Here is an 18242-nt window from a genome sequence, read left to right as displayed (position 1 = left end):
TTTCTCAACTCTTCTTAGAATTTTAGAGTATAGTATTGTGTACGATCGTTTTGAGAAGTACCATGCCACTCTAATAAATCTTTATCAGCAAGATTTTTAAGTAACTTCCTACAAAATGTTGAACCTTTTTCAATAAGTTCTGTCGCCATTTTTGTAGTTATTTTTTCCCCACTGTTATACATAAAATGTATAATAGTTTTTTCATCTTGACTTAGTTTATCAAACACCTCCTCAGAAATTTTGCCTTTAATTTTATCTATTGTTCTAATACTTCTATTTAAAATATTGTTTTCTAAAACTAATAAAACACTATTGTTAGGTTCTGCATATTTAGGCTCCTTTAGAAACAGCTTTTCCATTTCAGAATATATTCTCTTAACGCCTTCATTCATTTCTTTTACCCATCCAAATTCACATAGAGTTCTTGCAATTCTTGGATTCCTTGAATATCTTTGATTTAGAATATTTTCTATGGTTACAATATTAGGTAGTAGCCCGGGACTAAGTATTTCTAGCCTATCGTCAAATATTAACACCTTAATATGCTCCCCTCGGATTGCATAATTTCGGTGAGTCAAAGCATTGACTATTCCCTCAAACCATGCAAATTCTGGATATTCTGGCATTATTTTAAATTTTCCATCTTTATCTAAATATTGAAAATCTCTTAGTTGCGTATTAATAAATACTCTTGCTTCTCTAATAATGTTAGGTATCGCTTTATCAAATGTTTTTTCCTTAATGATATTTATTTCTGTACCAACCCTTTGATACATTCCACTATATTTAATAACTCTTAGTCTTGCCTGTGGTAAAAATTTAGAAGGGTTTTTCCCAAATAGCAAAAGCCCCGCATTAGTCAGTTTTCCATTAATCATTAAATTTCTAGCTTTCAACACTTCTTCGCTAGAAAGTTCATCTATGTTCAAAATTCTCTTATAATCATCTATTAGTCCATCATCTATATCATCTATACTTGATAATTGAACAACTTCATCCTCAAAATACCTTTGTCCTTTATCATACTGTAATTGAAGAATCTGCTCAAAATTTAATTCTATAGATCTATCATTTTGTCGAAGGAAAACTTTTCCATTATAAGATTTTATAACTCTATCTGTAGAAACATCTACAGATATGACCAATATCTTATCATCAATACCTTTATTATTTTTTACATCTAAAATATTAAATTGGGGATTTATTGGAGTTTCTTTTAATTCAGTTATAAATATATTTCTATACTCATCAATCGAATGAGCACCTTCATAATTAAAGCCCGTAATCGTCCCATCGTCTTCAATCCCTATAACTAATTGCCCACCCTCTGCATTGGAAAATGCAACCAAATGCTTTAAAATGTCTAAAGGTTTAATTTTAGCGCTTTTTCTGTCAAAAAATTGATTCTCTTTTTCAGAACAGTAAAAGGATAATTTATTCAATACATTAGTATTCATTATTTTTTCCTCAACTTAAACATATATTTAGTATAACATTACAACATCTTAAAATGCTTCAACGCATCTAAAATAGCTTCTTCTTTTTGAATTGGACACTGTGGAACTTTCTGCTTCTCGTTCTTTGGAATATTATAGTGTTCTCTAACTTCTAAACCATGCTTTTTCTTAACTTGTGCAATGTACCGAGTAGATACTTTAAACCTAAACTTTTCCAAAACATAGTTTTGAATTTGTTTATATGTTGCCTTACTCCCCGCACTTGTCAAATCCATCTCATCCAGCTCAATTTCAACACTTATGTGCTTTTCGACATCGAGTTTGGACAAAAGTGCTACCGTCTCGACGTGGCTCGTGTAGGGGAATAAATCGAAGACTCGCCAAGTCTTAACCCGGTAGCCCAACTGGCGCATGGTTTCCAGGTCCCGCGCACAGCTAACCGGGTCGCAGGAAAATAACGCCACCAAATCCGGATGCTGCGCACAAATCGCTCGTGTCACCGCTTTACCCAACCCAGATCGTGGCGGATCAGCCACCACCAACGTGCCTTGGCTAACCATTTCTCCCATCGGCAAAGAACTCAACAGCTGCGGGGAAACATTACCGCGCCGCACCTCTACCTGGTCAAAACCAGCCTTCGCCAAATTGTAGGCAGCGGATTTCGTCGCCGGACCGTCACCTTCCACCGTGGTCAAACGCCCTTTTGCGCCCAGACCCTGAGCCAGGAACAGTGAAAACAGCCCTGAACCGGAATAGAGCTCCCACGCTTCAAATCCCTCAATCTGACCGAGAGCATCCCGAAGTGCCGCCGCGAGTATTGCGGGGGCACGCCGGTCAGTCTGCCAAAATGACCCGGAAAAAATTCGGTATGTAAAAGTCAGGTCATCCACGTGGACCGTCTCCCGCACCCGCGAGGTTGTCGGCTCTCCGTCCACGCTCAAAGTCTGTCCATCGACAAACAGTACCGGCGCGGAGCTTGACGGAGCAATGACGCGCAGACGGGTTCCCGGCGTAAACTCCCAATGCCGCCGGAACAAATCCAAGTCGACCAACTCAGGCACCAGCAGCGGAAAAGAACGCACCGTATGGACATTGTGAGCCGCAGCTTCATACATGCCCAGCCCCCCGCCTTCGCAGACCGTAAAGCTCACGCGGGTACGACCCGGCTCAGAACCAGACGATTCCACTTCCCAACCGGGATGCGCCTGATCCAGTTCCGCCAATAGTTCCGAACTGCCATTTCGCCGGATGGCGTCGCGCACCACGTCACGCTTCCAACGCAACTGAGCGGGATAAGCAACGTGCCCCAGTTCCACCCCGCCCAAGTCTTTGGTCTCCCCCTCGGGCCAGATGTGTGGGACCCGATCCGCACTGGCTGTTTTCACCTGCACGACTCGCCCATAGGCAACTTTGGACCGCTCAGAAGTAACTTCTACCTCTACCGTTTCTCCCGGAAGTCCCCCTCGAACCATGATGACTTTGCCTGCAGCCAGACGCCCCACGCAATATCCACCGTGAGCCGGTCCGCCCAGCGTAATGATTTCAGTTTGCATCAGATTCCTTTCCCCCCAATAAGCTGACCCAGGTGATTGTCACTCGTGCCAGTCGCACCAAATGACGAGCATAAGTGCGTTCAGCGGCATTGTGTAGCAATCCCAAAGCCTTACATTTCGGCACGTATCTCGGCAAATATACCGAGATAGAGGTCAGCGGATCCATATCAAGTTTCGCGTTGAGATATTTCTGAACCGACTGCAGGTGGTTACCGCCCTCGTTCGGAATCAGGGTCAGCGTAGCGGTGATTCCGAACTCCTGCCACTGGTGACGCACCGCCGTTTCATCCTCATCTGGCTCAAGCACGTGTACTACCTCGACATTAGGGTGATGCGCCGCCCACGCGTAACGGATGGCTTTTAGGGCAGACGCATTAAAACGCGACACCAGCACGAGGGCGAGAGTATGTTTCACCGGGGTTTCGGCGTGTTCGAGCTGCGACATTTTGTATTGCACCCTTCGGTAATAAAAGTTGAGTATGTAAATGAGCAGTCCCAGTCCGACCCAGGTGGCCAGCACATAGAACTCAAAAAATGAGTTAAACGCCACCGAAACCACTATCAGGATAATCAAGCTGATAATGACGCTGATAATGGCAATCCGGTAGTACCGCTTGGATTGACGCCGCTGCGCGAAGGTAACCCCGCTGTGGAACCGAGAACGCCACATGCGCATCCGCGCGACCTGACCTAGGAAGCTAGAGATTGCCACGAAGGTCACCCAGGTCAGCGCCGCCACTCCCATACGGCTGTGCACCGTCAGCGCTACCCCGAACGTGACCGTCATGAATATCAAAATTGAAGCCGAACGACCTCGGCGCATCCACGACACGGGAACCTGATGTACTGTCAGGTCATGTCTGCTCAAATCAGCGAGCAAAGTGGAGGCGCTGGAGATATAGATGTAAGCACTTATCAAGCATCCCACCGCGAACAGAGACATGACCGGGATTACCAACCACCCGTGCTTGTCCAGCAAAACACCCAGCAATAAAGCCAGGTTGCCCGGTCCTTGAATCACCGTATCCAAGCGGGTCCAATGGAATCCGGCAACCGTAAACGACAGATAGACCGTAGCGGCAAACATGGCTGCTGCTGAACCACCGAGAATCCGGAATATCAGCCCCGAAAGCGGCTGGCGATTCTCGTTGCGGAACAATGTCACCGCGGGGGTCACGGGCACCAGCAGCAGGGCGGCTACAGCAGCAGCCCTCCACCCAGACTCCAGATTTGCATCGGCGACGGCGTTCTTGGCTTTCGTGGTGGAACTGAGCAACTCCAGCAAACCGGGCTTGGCTCCATTGCGCAGGTAATGCCAGAAACCGTATGCCAGCAACAGAAAACCAACCACGAAAATAATCAGGGTGAGCCACGGAATCACCTTGCGGACAGGTTCGGGACGAAACAGCGCCAGCAACAGCAAGACGAAACCGGAAATTAAAATCCACACCCGATAACTTTCGGGCAGCCCCACGGAAACCACGATGAACGTGGTAGCGGTAGAGACCAACGCAGCTACGGCAACGACCATCGCCAGCAATGACGCCGCCGCGGTGAGGGCACCGAGAAACGAACCTAAGTTGGCTTGCACCAAGGCGGCTGTGGAATCTAAACGGTGGGTTTGCCCCAGGGAATACCCGTGGGCGAGCGTTGTTATCAACCCAGCAATTAGCATGAACGCTACAATCCACAGGGCTACTGCGGAGAAAATCGGTCCCGAATACGCAATCAAAGAAGGAAATACCGAAGCCGCAATGAGGGCAGGGAACCAAAATTTTGGTGCGAAGAATGCCAGCTGGATAAGGTTCTCCCGCCAGCCCTCTCGAGGAGTCAGATTCTTCAACACGTCTCAACTTTAGCCGCTCGGATTCAAACCGGAAAGAATTTACCTCCCGAACCCCTGAAATGTCGCCGAATTTAAGCCTTTCAGGTTATGTTTTAAGAGTGCATTTTGTAATCATGGGCTGTGGTCGCGTCGGAACCACGCTGGCGAAAGCGATTGAGGACCGGGGGCACACCCTGGCAATTATTGACAACAACACGGAATCTTTCCGGCGGCTGTACAAAAATTTTCAGGGGCAAAAGCTGACTGGTGAAGGGTACGACCGCAACACCCAGCTCCAGGCTGGCATCGAGGACGCCTACGCTTTCGCAGCGGTGGCTGATGATGACAATGCCAATATCCTGGCAGCACGCATGGCTCGCGAAATTTATCATGTGAAGAAAGTGGTGGCACGAATTTCCGACCCCCGTCGCGCTGAAGTTTATGAACGGCTAGGTATCCCCACTGTCGGTTCGGTGGATCGCACCACCGCACTATTGCTGGCGCGAGTCTTGCCGCTACCCCCGGATGTCGTATATACCGAGGACACCGGATATTTGAGTCTGTGCCGCGTGCCCGTGGGACCCAGCTGGGTCGGGCACGAGATTTCCGCTTTAGAGACTGAGCTGGGGATTCGGGCGGCTTACGTCCTGCGTTTTTCGAAAGTGCTGATGGTTGAGGCTTCGACCGTGTTACAGGAAAACGACGAGTTGTTTTATTTCGTTGCCGAGTCTCAACGTGAAGCGGTGGCGTCCCGTTTGGCGAGGAATTTCAAGGAGTAATCATGCTTATTGTTATTGCCGGGGCGGGCTCAATCGGTCGCTCCATCGCCAGGGAGCTGCTAGCCAGGGGGCATCAGGTCACAATTGCCGACTCCAGCCCCGAGGCAATGAAAGTTTCCTCAGTTCCGGAGGCGAACTGGATTCTGGGAGATTTATCCACTCCCGAGATCATGGAACAGGCGGGGGCAGCACAAGCCGATGTGGTCGTTGCGTCTACCGGCAACGACCAGGCTAATCTGGTGATTGCACTTCTGGCCAAAACCCAATTCGGGGTACCTCGGGTGGTGGGTCGGATTAATAATCCTAAGAATGAGTGGATGTTCAATGAGTCTTGGGGCGTGGACGTGCCGATTTCTACTCCCCGGATGATGACTGCCCTGGTCGAGGAGGCCTTGAGTGTTGGTACTTTGGTGCCGATATTCCGGTTCAACAACTCCCACAACGGATTATTTTCTATAGTCCTTTCTGCTGATTCTCCAGTTCTGGGCAGGAATCCGGGCGAAATTGAGTGGCCCACGGGGGTTTTGCTGACTGCGGTCATGCAAGACGGAACAGCGCTGGCTCCACACCTGGTCGCGGGTTTACGTGCTTCAGATCAGCTGTTGTTCCTGTTCCCCGAGCAGGATGAAGAAGCTATTGCCCAGGTCGGAAAGCTTCTGACAGTCACGGACGCCGCGGATTCAGCAAGCCCTGTCGGGGGTGTGGTCGGCGTCGGTGTCGGAGGAACCGACGCCAGCGAGACGGGAGTCGAGGAACTTCCCGTGAGTGCGACGCAGTAGGAGCCAACTCAGGTAGAGCGCCACGGCGAATAGTGGCAAGCCCAACAAAATTTGGAAGGTTCCCAGCCAGGGCACGTTCCCTCCCAGGTAGAGAGGTGTTTTCACAGCTAGACGGAGCGTGAATACTCCCAGCCAGATGACTGTCACCGCGTAATATGCCTGTTTATCTGCCTTCAGTCTCGGATTTGTCCGCCAGCGCAAACCCTGGGCACGAAACCATCCGACTAACAGACCGATAACGGGGAAACGCACCAAAATCGACACCAAAATCACGATGGCATAAACCGCATTAATAATCAGGCTCAGCAAGAAGTAGTTCTCGCCTTTGCCGCTGAACATGGCCCACAGCACACCGATGATGACGACCCAGAATCCTGCAAACGCTTGCATAATCGAGGAATGCCCAATAAGCCGCGCGATAATCAAACCCACGGCAAATCCCAGCGAAATCGCCCCTGCTTTTAGCACCTCGCAGCCTGCCACAAATGCCACGACAAAAACCAGCGTCGGTCCGATAGACTCGATAATGCCGCGCCACCCCCCTACGGCTTGGCGAAGGGAGAATTCTTCCGCATCCAGCTTGCCCCCCATGTTCCGCCCCAGGGTATCTTTGAAGTCATTGAGCCCGGCAATAATCGCTTCTTGGTCGTTTTCTTTACTCATTCGTTGCTCCCAAGAGGTGATAGTCAGGGTTAATCAGTTCTACACCGTCCGACCCTTGTAACGGAATGCCGCACACTTGCAGACGGCGCCCCAAGGTCACTCCGGGAACCTCCATCCGCCCCAGCCAGCGCACGTTAATGAATCCCCCGGCAGTTTCCAGACATATCCGGAAAGACGGTACGTCGGCGGGAGACAGGAAAGACGTGGAAAGCACGGTGCCGACACGCGTAATCTGTTGACGTGGTGACATGGTTAACTCGTCTGCTCGCCGCGCGATTAGGCTTGCTGCTGCTCGCGCAAAGCTGCCAACTGACGTGCCAAATCGTCAGGCAAAACCACGGGGATGACCGAGCGTGGACTCATCGGTCGGGAACCGCGCACCACCACGACCTGACGGACAGCTTTCTCCAACGCCTGCAAATCCGGGTCATCAGCTTGCACCATGCCGTTAAAAACCAAGCGCACAAACCAGTTCGGACCGTCCACTCCGCAATAGCGAACCTGTACGCGTCCCCGGTTGCCCTGAGCGTCTTGTGCTGCTAACTGTACGAACAGTTCGGTACCGAAGCTTCCTTCGCGTTCTTCACAAGTGTTGCCCGCAGCGGTGGTCTCTCCGCGCACCTGCGCACGCAGTTCAGGCCACAAGCGCTTTGATTTCGGCGCGGCAACTGCCAGGAGTTCTACCGCTGCCTTACCAATCTGCATGGTCAGAGAACCAAAAGTTTTTTCATCCAGCGGAGATTCCGGATGCACTGCCAAACCGGGAATTTGAGGCAGCAAGAACACTCCGAAGTCTGCGTACTGGGAGGTGTCCTGGTCAGCAAGTTGTTTGACGTCCCGGGGACCTGCGGGCTGGTCTTTCGTCTCCACAGCCTCGGACGATACCGGAGCTGAATCGGGTGTCCCCGAGGTTACCGCACTGGTGGAATCGTCTTGAAGCTCACGAGCATTCGCAGTTTTCTGACGTCGCTTAAAAAACAGTCCCATCAGGCTACACCCGCACAATCCATGCACACCGGCTGACCGTTTTCCTCCCCAGCCAGTTGTGACGCATGATGCACAATAAAGCATTGTGAACACACGAACTCGTCGTCCTGTTTGGGAACTACCCGAACTGAGAGTTCCTCATTGGATAAATCCGCGCCAGGCAGCTCGAAGGAATCGGCAGCTTCATTCTCGTCCTCATCAACGGAAGCATCTTCGGAATTCTTTCGCTGAGTCTTTAACTCCTCGATGGATTCCTCAGGATTTTCCTCATCTCGCTTGCGCGGGGCATCGTAATCGGTGGCCATTGCACTCCCTTAAAATAAACGATTTGGTGCGTCGCGATATTAGCACTACTTTAAGGAAATTGCGACCTGTCGGCAACGCTACGGCGGGTTGACGTGAAAACTGCCCCCGATTTTGGCAATGTTTAGTCCAGGAGGAAAAATGCGCAGCCTTTCTTTGCTTGGAATTCATACTGACGGCGAACACCTTGTGTTAGTTGACACAGAAGGTGAACGCTTCCTTTTACCTCTCGACGAAGAGCTGCGCTCCATAGTGCGCCAGCAGCGTAGGAAAGTTGTGGCGGCGCTATCCGCTTCCAACACCCAGGATTTACGCCCCAAAGACATTCAAACTTTGATTCGCGGTGGCGCGTCCGCCCAAGAGGTCGCCACCAGCGCCGGCATGGACTTGGCTCAGGTGAAACGTTACGAAGCTCCGGTTTTGGCAGAACGGATTTATACTGCCCGTCAGGCTCAGGAAACTCGGGTTTCGCCTGATAAAGATGCCCCGGCTCTGGGCGAGTTGGTTATCGACCGCTTGGCGACCCGCGGAGTCAGCCCCACTTCCTTGATTTGGGATGCCACCCGGCAACCCGGCGAAAACTGGCTGGTTCACCTGGAGTTCGTACAGGACGCCAAAGCCCTGGAGGCAAACTGGGACTTTGACCACGAAAACCGCACGTTGACGGCATTGGACGAACAGGCACGCTGGCTGACAGAGACCGCTACCCCCGCCGGTTCCGACACCCTGCTGAGCCGAGGACATTTCCGCTTCGGTTCTGCCCCAGAGACTGAGGTTTCCCCCTCTCCAACCACCAAACCCATCCCGGAACAATCTCCAGAAACGAGCGCTACCGAAGCTCTGCTCGAAGAGCTGAACGCTGCTCGAGGAACCCGGCTTTCCGTGGTGACCGGAGACGAAGAAGACGATGTTTCCGCAATGGAGGCAGCAATTGCGTCCGGGTTTGCCCCGGATGCTGAGACTGCACCGCCAGCCGCACCCACTCCAGACGCTGTTTCGCCGCTCCCAGATGCGGACGTTTTGTCCCTCGAAGCCGCGAAACGCCAGTCTCCTCCAGCTGCCCAGTCACCCGCACTGCCCACAGATAGTGGCGTGTTACCGGGGATGGAAGATTTGCAGCCAAATCCAGCTCAGCCTGCCGCTGACACAGGTAGACACACCACACGCCGGGGGCGTGCTGCCATGCCTTCTTGGGACGAGATTCTGTTTGGCTCTAAGGCAGACTGAGAGAGACTCAGCTGACATAACGCAGCAGCGGAACGCGCATTTCTGATTCGCTCAAGCCCCCGTGCAGACCTTTCATCTGGAATACCTGTTCTTTGAAAAATCGCGAGTCCAAGGTCTGACCTGTCCCCGCTGCAAATATGACCACATCGCCCAACAGTTCCTTCCGGCGCACCGGGGTGCCGTTGTAGGCAGCAAATAAGGCTTCTGCCTGGTCGCGATTCAGCACTTTGGCTGGCCCCAGCAGTGTCTGCAGCGTTTCTTGCAGCACCGCTGCCGCTCCCGGCTGGGCGTGGACGTGCAGGACGCGTCCTTCCCCGCTGGCGTCAGCGATAAATTCTGCCGCCGCAGTCTTTGCCAAATCCACGGTGACTTCAGGGGACGTGTTCAACATGCCGTGATCTGCGGTGATGATGACCCTCACTCCTGGTGCCAGACTATCCAGCATGATTCCAATGGCGCGATCAGCCTTTTCCAAGTTTTTCACCCACTTATCGGATCCCACCCCGTAACCATGTCCGGCATGATCGACTTCTGCGATATAGAAATACGTCATTCCGCCCTGTTTCGACACGTTCGCGGCATCATGGGCTCGTGCCTCCAGGTTTTCGGAAGCCACATACGTCGCGCCCCGCAGGGCAGCTCGAGTCAGTCCGCCACCGATAAATTTTTTCGGTCCCAAAGCAAAAGCCGGAATTTTCGCCGCGTGCAGTCGCTCAAACCAAGTCGATTCGGGTTGGAATTCTTCGGTCCGTCCCGGATAATCCTCGAAGGTAATCAAGTTAAATTTCGCCTGTGCCACCGGGTCTATCAGCTGGTAGGACAGCATATTGTGCCGTCCGGGAGCCAGCCCGGTCAGAGTGGAAGTAATCGCGGCTGCAGTAGTGGAGGGGCACACGCTGCGAGCGGTTAAGGTCTGTCCCGAGGCTGTGGCGGCTTTCACCAGAGCACGTAAGTTCGGTGCATGTCCCAGGTATTCGTTCAAGTTCCACCATCCCAGACCGTCAATCAGGACGAGGACGACTGGGGCTCCGGCAGGGCTATCAGTCGAATCCGGGGCGGAGGGAGGCTGCTGAGGTAAGGTGGACCAGCCAGCAGCCGCAAATTCGCTTTCCAGCAGGGCATCGAGGCGTAAATCAGCATCGCCCGCAGCCATGATTTCAGTGTGAAATTCCGTGTTGCTCACCCTTCCATTCAATCATTTCCGACCCCGCCGGTGTGGCAAGCGGCGTAAGAGCAGGAAAAATCGTAAGAATTGATGTCATGTCTGACTCCTCCCTCGAACGCATCCAAGACATCGACATCAACGAGGAAATGGAGCATTCCTTCCTGGAATATGCCTATTCAGTCATTCACGCGCGCGCCCTACCAGATGCGAAAGACGGGTTGAAACCAGTCCAGCGTCGCATCCTGTTTCAGATGAAACAAATGGGTCTGACACCTGATAAAGGGCACGTTAAGTCGCAACGTGTCGTTGGTGATGTCATGGGTAAGCTGCATCCGCACGGGGACTCTGCCATCTACGATGCCCTGGTGCGTCTGGCACAGCCTTTCACCATGCGCGTGCCGCTTATCGACGGTCACGGCAACTTCGGTTCGCTGGATGACGGCCCCGCCGCCGCGCGTTACACCGAGGCTCGCTTGGCTCCCGCCGCTTTGGCACTGGTGGACGATTTGGACGAGGACGTTGTCGATTTTGTGCCAAACTATGACAATCAGCTCACCCAGCCTGCGGTACTCCCAGCTGCGTTCCCGAATCTGCTGGTCAACGGCGCGAACGGGATCGCGGTAGGCATGGCGACTAACATTCCACCTCACAACGTGGGCGAAACGATTAACGCCGCCATTCACTTACTGGATCATCCGCAAGCCGACACCGCGGAACTGATGAAGTACTGCCCCGGTCCGGACCTTCCCGGAGGCGGAATTATTGTGGGCTTGGACGGAATCCGTGAAGCCTACGAAACCGGGAGAGGCATTTTTATCACTCGTGCCAGGGCGACCATCGAACAGGTCACGGCTCGTAAGCGTGGCATTGTCATTACTGAACTGCCTTACCAGGTCGGTCCCGAGCGAGTCGCGGAAAAACTGAAAGAATCTGTCAGCTCCGGAAAGGTCAAAGGTGTTTCGGGCTGGCAGGACCTCTCCGATCGGACGCACGGAATGCGCCTGGTGGTCGAGGTTAAGAACGGTTTTCATCCTGAAGCTGTTTTGGCTTCGCTGTATAAGTACACTCCCCTGCAGGAATCTTTCGGCATTAATACCGTCGCCCTGGTCGATGGCCAGCCGCGCACGCTGGGTCTGAAAGCAGCACTGCAGGTGTTTGTCGACCACCGTGTGGAGGTCACTCGACGGCGCAGCGAATTCCGTCTGAAGAAAAAGCAAGAACGCCTGCATTTGGTCGATGGGTTGCTCATTGCCGTGCTGAATCTGGATGAGGTCATCGAGGTCATTCGGACCTCGGATGATTCCGCCGCGGCTCGTCAACGTTTGATGACAGTATTCGATTTGTCCGAAGCCCAGGCGGAGTTCATCCTAGAGCTACGGTTGCGGCGGCTGACTAAGTTCTCCCGCCTGGAGCTGGAGGCGGAAGCTGATGAGCTGCGACAAGCGATTGCCGAACTGGAACAAATTTTGGCATCCACCGAAAAACTGCATGACGTGGTACGTTCCGATATGCGTCAGACCGCGGCGCGTCTGTCTACGCCACGTCGTACCGTGTTGCTGGAAGAGGACGGTTCAGCTGTGGCGGCTTCAAAAGACGCTGCACTGCCGGTTTTGGGGGCGATGACGGTGTCGGATGTGCCCCTGGAGGTTCCCGATGTACCGTGCCGGATTATCCTGGGTGCCGACGGGCGAGCTATCCGTTTGACACATACCGGTCCCGTGACCCGTTTAGAGGGTTTCAACAGCACCATCGCCGGCTCTATACTGACCCATACGCGAGGGTCTTTCGGAGTCGTGACTTCATCGGGTTTTGTGGTGCGTCTGGACGTGTTGAGTCTTCCTCCGGGGGAAAAGTCCTCATTGGCTGACTCTGCCGGCGCTAGTAGCGCAACTGCCGCAGGTTCAACCGAAACTGAGGATATAGAGTTGAGTCTCACGGAAAGTGCGCCCCTCTGGTCTTTTGACGGCGCCCCGCAACTATCAGCTGCAGCTCGTTTGGAGGACGGGGAAACTGTGGTCGGTATCCTCACCTTGGATGAAGACGAAACGGTCGGAATGATGACCGCACGCGGCATCGTGAAACGGATGCGACCGGACTATCCCAGTACCCAAGACCGCTTCAGCATCATCAATCTGGAGGGTACGGACCAGTTGATTTATGCCGGAGCTTGCCCGGATGACGCTCAAATCGTGATGATTTCAACGGATGCCCAGCTGCTGCGAACTCCCGCTAATAAAGTTCGCCCCCAGGGGCGCAATGCCGGCGGGGTCGCAGGTATGAGTCTGAAAGAACACACGCAGGTCATTGCCGGAGCTATCGTCCCTGATGAGCTGGTTGCAGCTACTACCGTCGCCACTGTCGCTGCCATTATGAACGCGATGCCGGGGGCGAATCAAAGTTCCATTAAACTCACACCGCTGGATCGCTATCCCGTAAAGGGTCGGGGCGCACAAGGGGTGCGGGTGCAGCGTTTCCTAAAGGGCGAGTATGCGCTCGATATGGCTTTTGTGGGTCCGGATCCAATACACGCCATCGATGCCCACGGTAAGCCAGTCAAACTGCCAGAATTAGACGAACGTAGGGATGGTTCTGGATCGAACTTGAAATCTAATATCGCCTATTTTGGCTAATACTCGATTGCAGTATATTTTCTATCCTCATCGTTGCACCGGAGTCTGAGACGTCGAGAGACGCTCCCGCAAGCAGGGTCTTTACTGAGATTTACGCCCGATTTTCTCTCTTTTTCGTCTCGATAGCACAGAGACAGACTCACGATTCATTTTTGCGACTTCTTCCCGCAGGGCGGAAGCATCCGCAGGCTCTGTAGTTTCGGCAGGTAGGTTCACCACCCACTCAGTCGAACCTCCTGTAACTTCATACCCGAAGTCAGTATAGAGTTGTGCGACATCAGTCGGGTTTTCCTGATCCAACCCTACAGCGGCGTATTGCATTCCCGATTCTTGGTATGAAGCGATGGCATGAGATAGCAAAGCCGCCGCTACCTGCGTCTCCGCATAATCAGGCAGGACCCCCAGGATTTCGGTATAACCTTGGGTGAATCCCATTGCCTCCCAATCTTGCTCATAGCGGGCAGATAGCAAATACCCGGCTATTTCGGCGACATCACTGGATTTGTCCAAGGCGATAAATGACCATTGCGGGGCAAAGAAGGGTCGGCTCGATTGCCAGGTCTGCATATCTTGGGCAGGTGCTCCGGCTGCTAAAGACATCAGCTCGTTGTGAGCCCGACGCACATGGTCATCAAAGTCCGGTGACCACGGGATAATTTCCAGATATTGACCGGGGGCTACCAGTTCTCCCGGAGCTGCCAAATCACGACGCAATTCCAGATAAGTATGGGCGGGAAGAAAACCGCTGGCGCGCAGCTGTGGTTCGGCACCACTGGCTGCCTGGTCCACGAAACACACAATCTGGGCAGGACGCGGCTTGTCTGTCAGCATAGTGTGCGCAGTCTGGACTTCCCACTGGAAAATGATGGAACCGACCCCACGATTCCGCCAGCTCGCTCCCACTCCTCCGGAGCAAATCGCTTGTACTCCGTCGGTTTCGTCGATACGCACGATGGCGTAGGCGACCATCCGCGAGTCCTGATCCCAGGCGCTTAGTCCGCAAAATTCAGATTGAAAGATTGAATCAACTTCCGCCGGGGAAGTCCGGTAGGGCGGATTGTCGATACGTTCCATCTCGACAATGAGTCGCATCAGGTCTGGCTTATGCGTGACCTCCAGCGGTTTCCAGGTGAGTCCTGGAGTGGAAGCTGGGTACGCAAAAAGTTGAGCCAAATCTCCCCCTCGCTTGTTAGAAGCCGTTGCCATGACTTTGATTGGTTCCTGGTGAAATCGGACACCAATCCGGAGCTTATCTGACGATTCTAGGCGTCAATCATCTCGGCGTCCAACTTCGAAGCTCCCTCGATGATGAATTCTCGCCGCGGGGGCACTGCCGAACCCATCAACAACTCAAAGACTTCTTCTGCCCGATTGACAGCGGCTTCATCGCTTAAACGGATTCGCCGCAGCGTGCGGTGTTGCGGATCCATGGTCGTTTCTGCCAACTGGTCGGCGTCCATCTCGCCCAAGCCTTTGTAACGCTGGATGGGTTCCTTGTAGGTTCGTCCGGTCTGTTCCAGTTTCCCCAGCTCTTTATGGAGCTGATCCTCTGAATAGGTGTAGAGGAATTCGCCGGGCGTCTTGCCTTTCGCGTTGACCTGAATCCGGTGCAGCGGCGGGACGGCAGCAAAGACTCGACCTGCGGCAATCATGGGTCGCATATAGCGGAAGAACAGGGTCAACAGCAGCGTGCGGATATGCGCCCCATCCACGTCCGCATCCGTCATCATGATGACTTTGCCGTACCGGGCTTGTGAAATGTCGAAAGTGCGCCCCGACCCAGCCCCGAGGACCTGGATAATCGCCGCGCATTCCGCGTTAGCCAGCATTTGGGCAGTGCCGGTCTTTTGCACGTTGAGGATTTTGCCGCGAATCGGGAACAGAGCTTGAAATTCGGAGTTCCGAGCAGCTTTCGCGGTGCCCAGCGCAGAATCGCCCTCCACGATGAACAGCTCGGATTTCTCGACGTCGTCACTGCGGCAATCCACAAGTTTCGTCGGGAGAGTCGAGGTTTCCAGCGCGTTTTTCCGTCGCGTAATCTCTTTGGACAGCCGAGCGGACAGGCGTGAACGCATCTCTGCCACGATTTTGTCCAGAAGGGCGGAAACCTGGTTTTTATCCTCGCGTTTCCGGGAGTTCAGCTTTGCTTCCAGCTCCTCAGTCACGACTTTGGTCACAATCGGCTTGACTTTGGCGCTGCCCAGGGCTTCTTTTGTTTGCCCCTCAAATTCGGGTTCGGGCAAGCGCACGGTGATGACGGCGGTCATGCCTGCCAGAATGTCCTCTTTCTCGATTTTCGATTCTTTAGCGCCCAGTTTCAGACGCCGTGAGTTGGCTTGGATTGCCGCGCGCAGGGTTTTCACCAACCCCGCTTCGAAGCCCGCCAGGTGCGTGCCACCGACCGGGGTTTCGATAATGTTTACGTAGCTTTGTTCCACAGTGTCATAGCCCACTCCCCAGCGCAGCGCCACGTCGACCTCACAGGTGCGCTCCATCTCTTTAGGCTCCAAATGACCCGTCTGTTGGTTCGGCACTTGCACAATCTCCATGAAGGTGCCGCTCCCCTGTAACTGCCAAGTGTCAGTGATGGCACGGTCCGGCGCGAGATAGTCCACAAAGTCGACCGTACCGCCCTTGTGCAAGAACGTATCGGTGAGAGTTTCCTCTCCACGCAGGTCGGTGATGGTGATGGCCAGACCGGGAACCAGGAACGAGGTTTTGCGCGCCCGATTAGACAGGTCCTCGTAGCTGAAGTCAACCTCCTTGGGGAAAATCTGGTAGTCCGCCCAAAAGCGTACCCGCGTCCCGGTGGTACCTTTCTTAACCTTGCCGAGCTTCGTTAGCTTGGAGGAATCCTCGAAAGGTAGGAAAGCGTTGTTGGGGTTCAGTTCCTCCGTGTCGCTGAACACGCCGGGTTCGCCCCTACGAAACTGCAATCCGTGGGTGTAACCATCCCGGTCGACCGCCACGTCCATACGGGCGGACAGGGCGTTGACCACCGAGGCACCCACCCCGTGCAAACCTCCCGCGACCTTGTACAGTCCGGCATCGAATTTGCCGCCCGCGTGCAGTTTCGTGTAGACGACTTCCACACCGCTCAAGCCCGTGCCGGGCACTTCGTCTATCGGCACGCCACGACCGTTATCGCGCACTTCCGCTGAATGATCGGGATAAAGCACGACTTCGATGTGGTCACAGAACCCAGCCAAAGCTTCATCGACCGAGTTATCGATAATTTCCCACAGGCAATGCATGAGCCCGCGCTTATCAGTCGAGCCTATATACATAGCGGGACGCTTGCGCACCGCCTCCAGCCCTTCCAAGACGGAAAGGTGGTGGGCAGAGTAATCAGAGACATCTTTAGCTGTAACCACGGGCTATATCCTATGCGCCGTGGCGCTCCGGTTCAGGTTGCCTTGCCGGGCAACCCGCTTTTTGTCCCCCGTGCTCTCGGTTTTCGCTTTATGTGGTCCAGGTAAACCGCTGGTAGACTAAAAAGCCGATAAGGCATGAAACCCACGACACAGGAGGCGTCACCTTTGGAGCTGAAAGTTAAGACTTTTGCGCAGCTTAGTAACACGGAACTGTATGCAATCTTGAAACTCAGGGTTGATGTTTTCGTGGTCGAACAGGCTTGCCCCTACCCGGAAGTTGATGGGCGTGATGAGGATTCTCTGCACGTGTGGCTGGAAGAGGACGGCGAGATTCTGGCTTACTTGCGTGTTTTGGACCGCGGCGTGGAGAGCGAATATGTCGCAATCGGCCGCGTTATTGCCGCGCGCCGCCGCCAGGGCTTGGGTTCTGAAATCATGAAAGCGGGAATACGTGTAGCCCAAGAGCGTTTCCACGCCGAAGCCATCTATCTGGAGGGACAGGTCTATGCCCAGGGGTTCTATGAAAGCCTCGGGTTCCGCCAGATTTCCGAGCCCTACTTGGAGGACAATATCCCCCACATCAAGATGCTGCGCGAGGCTGACCCGAGCTAGGTGCCGCCCGCACCGGATTGCGCAAGCTATACTCCTTTTCTACACGCAGGTGTCCAAATTGAGCTGAATCCGCGCTTTTTCGCGTCATATCTGGTAACAAGACTCAGAGATGCGGATCTAAACAGTATCCGGCTGTAATGTGGCGGGGAGCATACGCTCCCCGCCACCCGGTTTTTTACAGTATGAAACTGCTTTAGGTGCAGTTACTTCTCATCCGACTTGTAATCTGCAGTGAACCACAATGGATTGTTCTCATCCTGCCCCTGAGTGTCACCTTGCACATATTCACCCCACCAGAAGCACTTCAGAACCCCGCCATCAGCTGCACAGCTGTAGTTTGCCCCTTCACCAGTGGTACGTTCCAACCGTTTGCCAATGGGGAACGGTTTGATCCATTCGGGATGTTCAGCACCAGGGCGGCACTGGGAAGGATAGAACCTGAGAGGGTCATGTTCCTGTGCTGCCACAGTGCCTCCCCATCCGTTGATGATTGATGGATCCGTGTCATTACCGTAATCTCTGTAATTCGGATCGGTAAACCAACGTTGCGCCAAATCCAAGTTATGGAATAACCAGCCCATTTCATCCACTAAGCGTTGGGGAGTCATCCCTGTCTTTGGCTTAGCATAAAAGAACATCGGGACTTCCCAACCAGCATCGGCAATCAGACGGAACTCATTGCCTGAATTTTCAAGGCAATATGAATAAGAAGCAGCAATAGCCTCGTTACGGTGGTACTGCGCTGGACCTGCTAATGGGTAGTTGGCGCGCATTTCTGCGAGGGTCATGTCTGCCAGTGGTTTCTTGGGGATTATGCCGGTGACAGCGGCTTGAACGGTAGCATCGGGCATGACGCCGGTCCCGCCGATAATCATAAGTTTGCTAGCA

General features: G+C 53.4%; 15 protein-coding genes and 1 pseudogene. 5 read left to right on the top strand and 11 right to left on the bottom strand.

Annotated elements, in window-relative coordinates; all coding sequences use genetic code 11:
• Nucleotides 1-14: 14 nt before the first annotated feature.
• Genes HMPREF0574_RS00620 through HMPREF0574_RS00610 form a run of 3 tightly spaced genes read right to left on the bottom strand, consistent with a single transcriptional unit; the run spans nt 15 to nt 4856 of the window.
• A complete protein-coding gene (locus HMPREF0574_RS00620; protein ID WP_004006723.1) occupies nt 15-1457 on the bottom strand; it encodes an ATP-binding protein in 1443 nt (480 codons plus the stop codon).
• Between the two features lie 38 nt (nt 1458-1495).
• A complete protein-coding gene (locus HMPREF0574_RS00615; RefSeq protein ID WP_004006722.1) occupies nt 1496-3010 on the bottom strand; it encodes a class I SAM-dependent RNA methyltransferase in 1515 nt (504 codons plus the stop codon).
• Entirely contained in the window at nt 3000-4856 is a 1857-nt protein-coding gene (locus HMPREF0574_RS00610) for a hypothetical protein (RefSeq protein ID WP_004006721.1), read from the bottom strand. The genes HMPREF0574_RS00615 and HMPREF0574_RS00610 overlap by 11 nt, the downstream gene beginning before the upstream one ends.
• A gap of 98 nt (nt 4857-4954) precedes the next feature.
• Between HMPREF0574_RS00610 and HMPREF0574_RS00605 the strand changes: the two genes are divergently transcribed.
• Together HMPREF0574_RS00605 and HMPREF0574_RS00600 are read left to right on the top strand one after the other, a co-directional pair.
• Nucleotides 4955-5614 (top strand): potassium channel family protein, encoded by a 660-nt coding sequence (locus HMPREF0574_RS00605; protein WP_004006720.1) that lies wholly within the window; start codon nt 4955-4957, stop codon nt 5612-5614.
• Between the two features lie 2 nt (nt 5615-5616).
• Nucleotides 5617-6393: a potassium channel family protein gene (locus HMPREF0574_RS00600; protein ID WP_004006719.1), complete on the top strand. Its 777-nt coding sequence runs from the start codon at nt 5617-5619 to the stop codon at nt 6391-6393.
• On the opposite strand, the gene HMPREF0574_RS00595 is transcribed toward HMPREF0574_RS00600, so the two are convergent.
• The 4 genes from HMPREF0574_RS00595 to HMPREF0574_RS00580 are packed head-to-tail and all read right to left on the bottom strand — an operon-like array spanning nt 6295 to nt 8348.
• Nucleotides 6295-7056, bottom strand: coding sequence for a DUF3159 domain-containing protein (locus HMPREF0574_RS00595; RefSeq protein WP_004006718.1), 762 nt, complete (start codon nt 7054-7056; stop codon nt 6295-6297). The two genes, HMPREF0574_RS00600 and HMPREF0574_RS00595, sit on opposite strands and share 99 nt — an antisense overlap.
• Nucleotides 7049-7306, bottom strand: a complete 258-nt coding sequence (locus tag HMPREF0574_RS00590; protein WP_004006717.1) for a single stranded DNA-binding domain-containing protein — start codon at nt 7304-7306, stop codon at nt 7049-7051. Before HMPREF0574_RS00590 ends, HMPREF0574_RS00595 begins: the two co-directional genes overlap by 8 nt.
• Before the next feature lie 26 nt (nt 7307-7332).
• Nucleotides 7333-8043 (bottom strand): DUF3710 domain-containing protein, encoded by a 711-nt coding sequence (locus HMPREF0574_RS00585; protein WP_004006716.1) that lies wholly within the window; start codon nt 8041-8043, stop codon nt 7333-7335.
• On the bottom strand, nt 8043-8348 hold the full coding sequence (locus tag HMPREF0574_RS00580; protein WP_004006715.1) for a DUF4193 domain-containing protein: 306 nt from the start codon (nt 8346-8348) through the stop codon (nt 8043-8045). Before HMPREF0574_RS00580 ends, HMPREF0574_RS00585 begins: the two co-directional genes overlap by 1 nt.
• A 139-nt stretch (nt 8349-8487) precedes the next feature.
• Between HMPREF0574_RS00580 and sepH the strand changes: the two genes are divergently transcribed.
• Complete coding sequence (gene sepH / locus HMPREF0574_RS00575; RefSeq protein ID WP_004006714.1) at nt 8488-9573, top strand: septation protein SepH; 1086 nt, start codon at nt 8488-8490, stop codon at nt 9571-9573.
• Between the two features lie 7 nt (nt 9574-9580).
• On the opposite strand, the gene HMPREF0574_RS00570 is transcribed toward sepH, so the two are convergent.
• Nucleotides 9581-10756 (bottom strand): alkaline phosphatase family protein, encoded by a 1176-nt coding sequence (locus HMPREF0574_RS00570; protein ID WP_236585894.1) that lies wholly within the window; start codon nt 10754-10756, stop codon nt 9581-9583.
• Nucleotides 10757-10833: 77 nt separating this feature from the next.
• On the opposite strand from HMPREF0574_RS00570, the gene HMPREF0574_RS00565 reads away from it, so the two are divergent.
• Nucleotides 10834-13368 (top strand): DNA gyrase/topoisomerase IV subunit A, encoded by a 2535-nt coding sequence (locus HMPREF0574_RS00565; RefSeq protein ID WP_004006712.1) that lies wholly within the window; start codon nt 10834-10836, stop codon nt 13366-13368.
• 81 nt (nt 13369-13449) lie between these two features.
• Here HMPREF0574_RS00565 and HMPREF0574_RS00560 read toward each other — a convergent pair whose 3' ends face one another.
• Nucleotides 13450-14541, bottom strand: coding sequence for an N-acetyltransferase (locus HMPREF0574_RS00560; RefSeq protein WP_248612663.1), 1092 nt, complete (start codon nt 14539-14541; stop codon nt 13450-13452).
• An 89-nt stretch (nt 14542-14630) separates the two neighbouring features.
• Entirely contained in the window at nt 14631-16742 is a 2112-nt protein-coding gene (locus HMPREF0574_RS00555) for a DNA gyrase/topoisomerase IV subunit B (RefSeq protein ID WP_004006710.1), read from the bottom strand.
• A gap of 135 nt (nt 16743-16877) precedes the next feature.
• Here HMPREF0574_RS00555 and HMPREF0574_RS00550 point away from each other — a divergent pair, with 135 nt between their 5' ends.
• Nucleotides 16878-17354, top strand: coding sequence for a GNAT family N-acetyltransferase (locus tag HMPREF0574_RS00550; RefSeq protein WP_004006709.1), 477 nt, complete (start codon nt 16878-16880; stop codon nt 17352-17354).
• 203 nt (nt 17355-17557) lie between these two features.
• On the opposite strand, the pseudogene HMPREF0574_RS00545 reads toward HMPREF0574_RS00550, so the two are convergent.
• Nucleotides 17558-18242: pseudogene (locus tag HMPREF0574_RS00545) on the bottom strand (cell wall-binding repeat-containing protein); the annotation flags it as partial.

The sequence above is a fragment of the Mobiluncus curtisii subsp. curtisii ATCC 35241 genome (assembly GCF_000146285.1).
Taxonomy (GTDB): domain Bacteria; phylum Actinomycetota; class Actinomycetes; order Actinomycetales; family Actinomycetaceae; genus Mobiluncus; species Mobiluncus curtisii.
This window is presented reverse-complemented; position numbering and strand designations above follow the sequence as displayed.

Bases quoted from the DNA above. Each gene is read 5' to 3' on its own strand.
- HMPREF0574_RS00600 (WP_004006719.1), top strand. From the start codon at position 5,617: ATGCTTATTGTTATTGCCGGGGCGGGCTCAATCGGTCGCTCCATCGCC.
- HMPREF0574_RS00565 (WP_004006712.1), top strand. From the start codon at position 10,834: ATGTCTGACTCCTCCCTCGAACGCATCCAAGACATCGACATCAACGAG.
- HMPREF0574_RS00615 (WP_004006722.1), bottom strand. From the start codon at position 3,010: ATGCAAACTGAAATCATTACGCTGGGCGGACCGGCTCACGGTGGATAT.
- HMPREF0574_RS00580 (WP_004006715.1), bottom strand. From the start codon at position 8,348: ATGGCCACCGATTACGATGCCCCGCGCAAGCGAGATGAGGAAAATCCT.
- HMPREF0574_RS00620 (WP_004006723.1), bottom strand. From the start codon at position 1,457: ATGAATACTAATGTATTGAATAAATTATCCTTTTACTGTTCTGAAAAA.
- HMPREF0574_RS00595 (WP_004006718.1), bottom strand. From the start codon at position 7,056: ATGAGTAAAGAAAACGACCAAGAAGCGATTATTGCCGGGCTCAATGAC.
- HMPREF0574_RS00585 (WP_004006716.1), bottom strand. From the start codon at position 8,043: ATGGGACTGTTTTTTAAGCGACGTCAGAAAACTGCGAATGCTCGTGAG.
- sepH (WP_004006714.1), top strand. From the start codon at position 8,488: ATGCGCAGCCTTTCTTTGCTTGGAATTCATACTGACGGCGAACACCTT.
- HMPREF0574_RS00550 (WP_004006709.1), top strand. From the start codon at position 16,878: ATGAAACCCACGACACAGGAGGCGTCACCTTTGGAGCTGAAAGTTAAG.
- HMPREF0574_RS00590 (WP_004006717.1), bottom strand. From the start codon at position 7,306: ATGTCACCACGTCAACAGATTACGCGTGTCGGCACCGTGCTTTCCACG.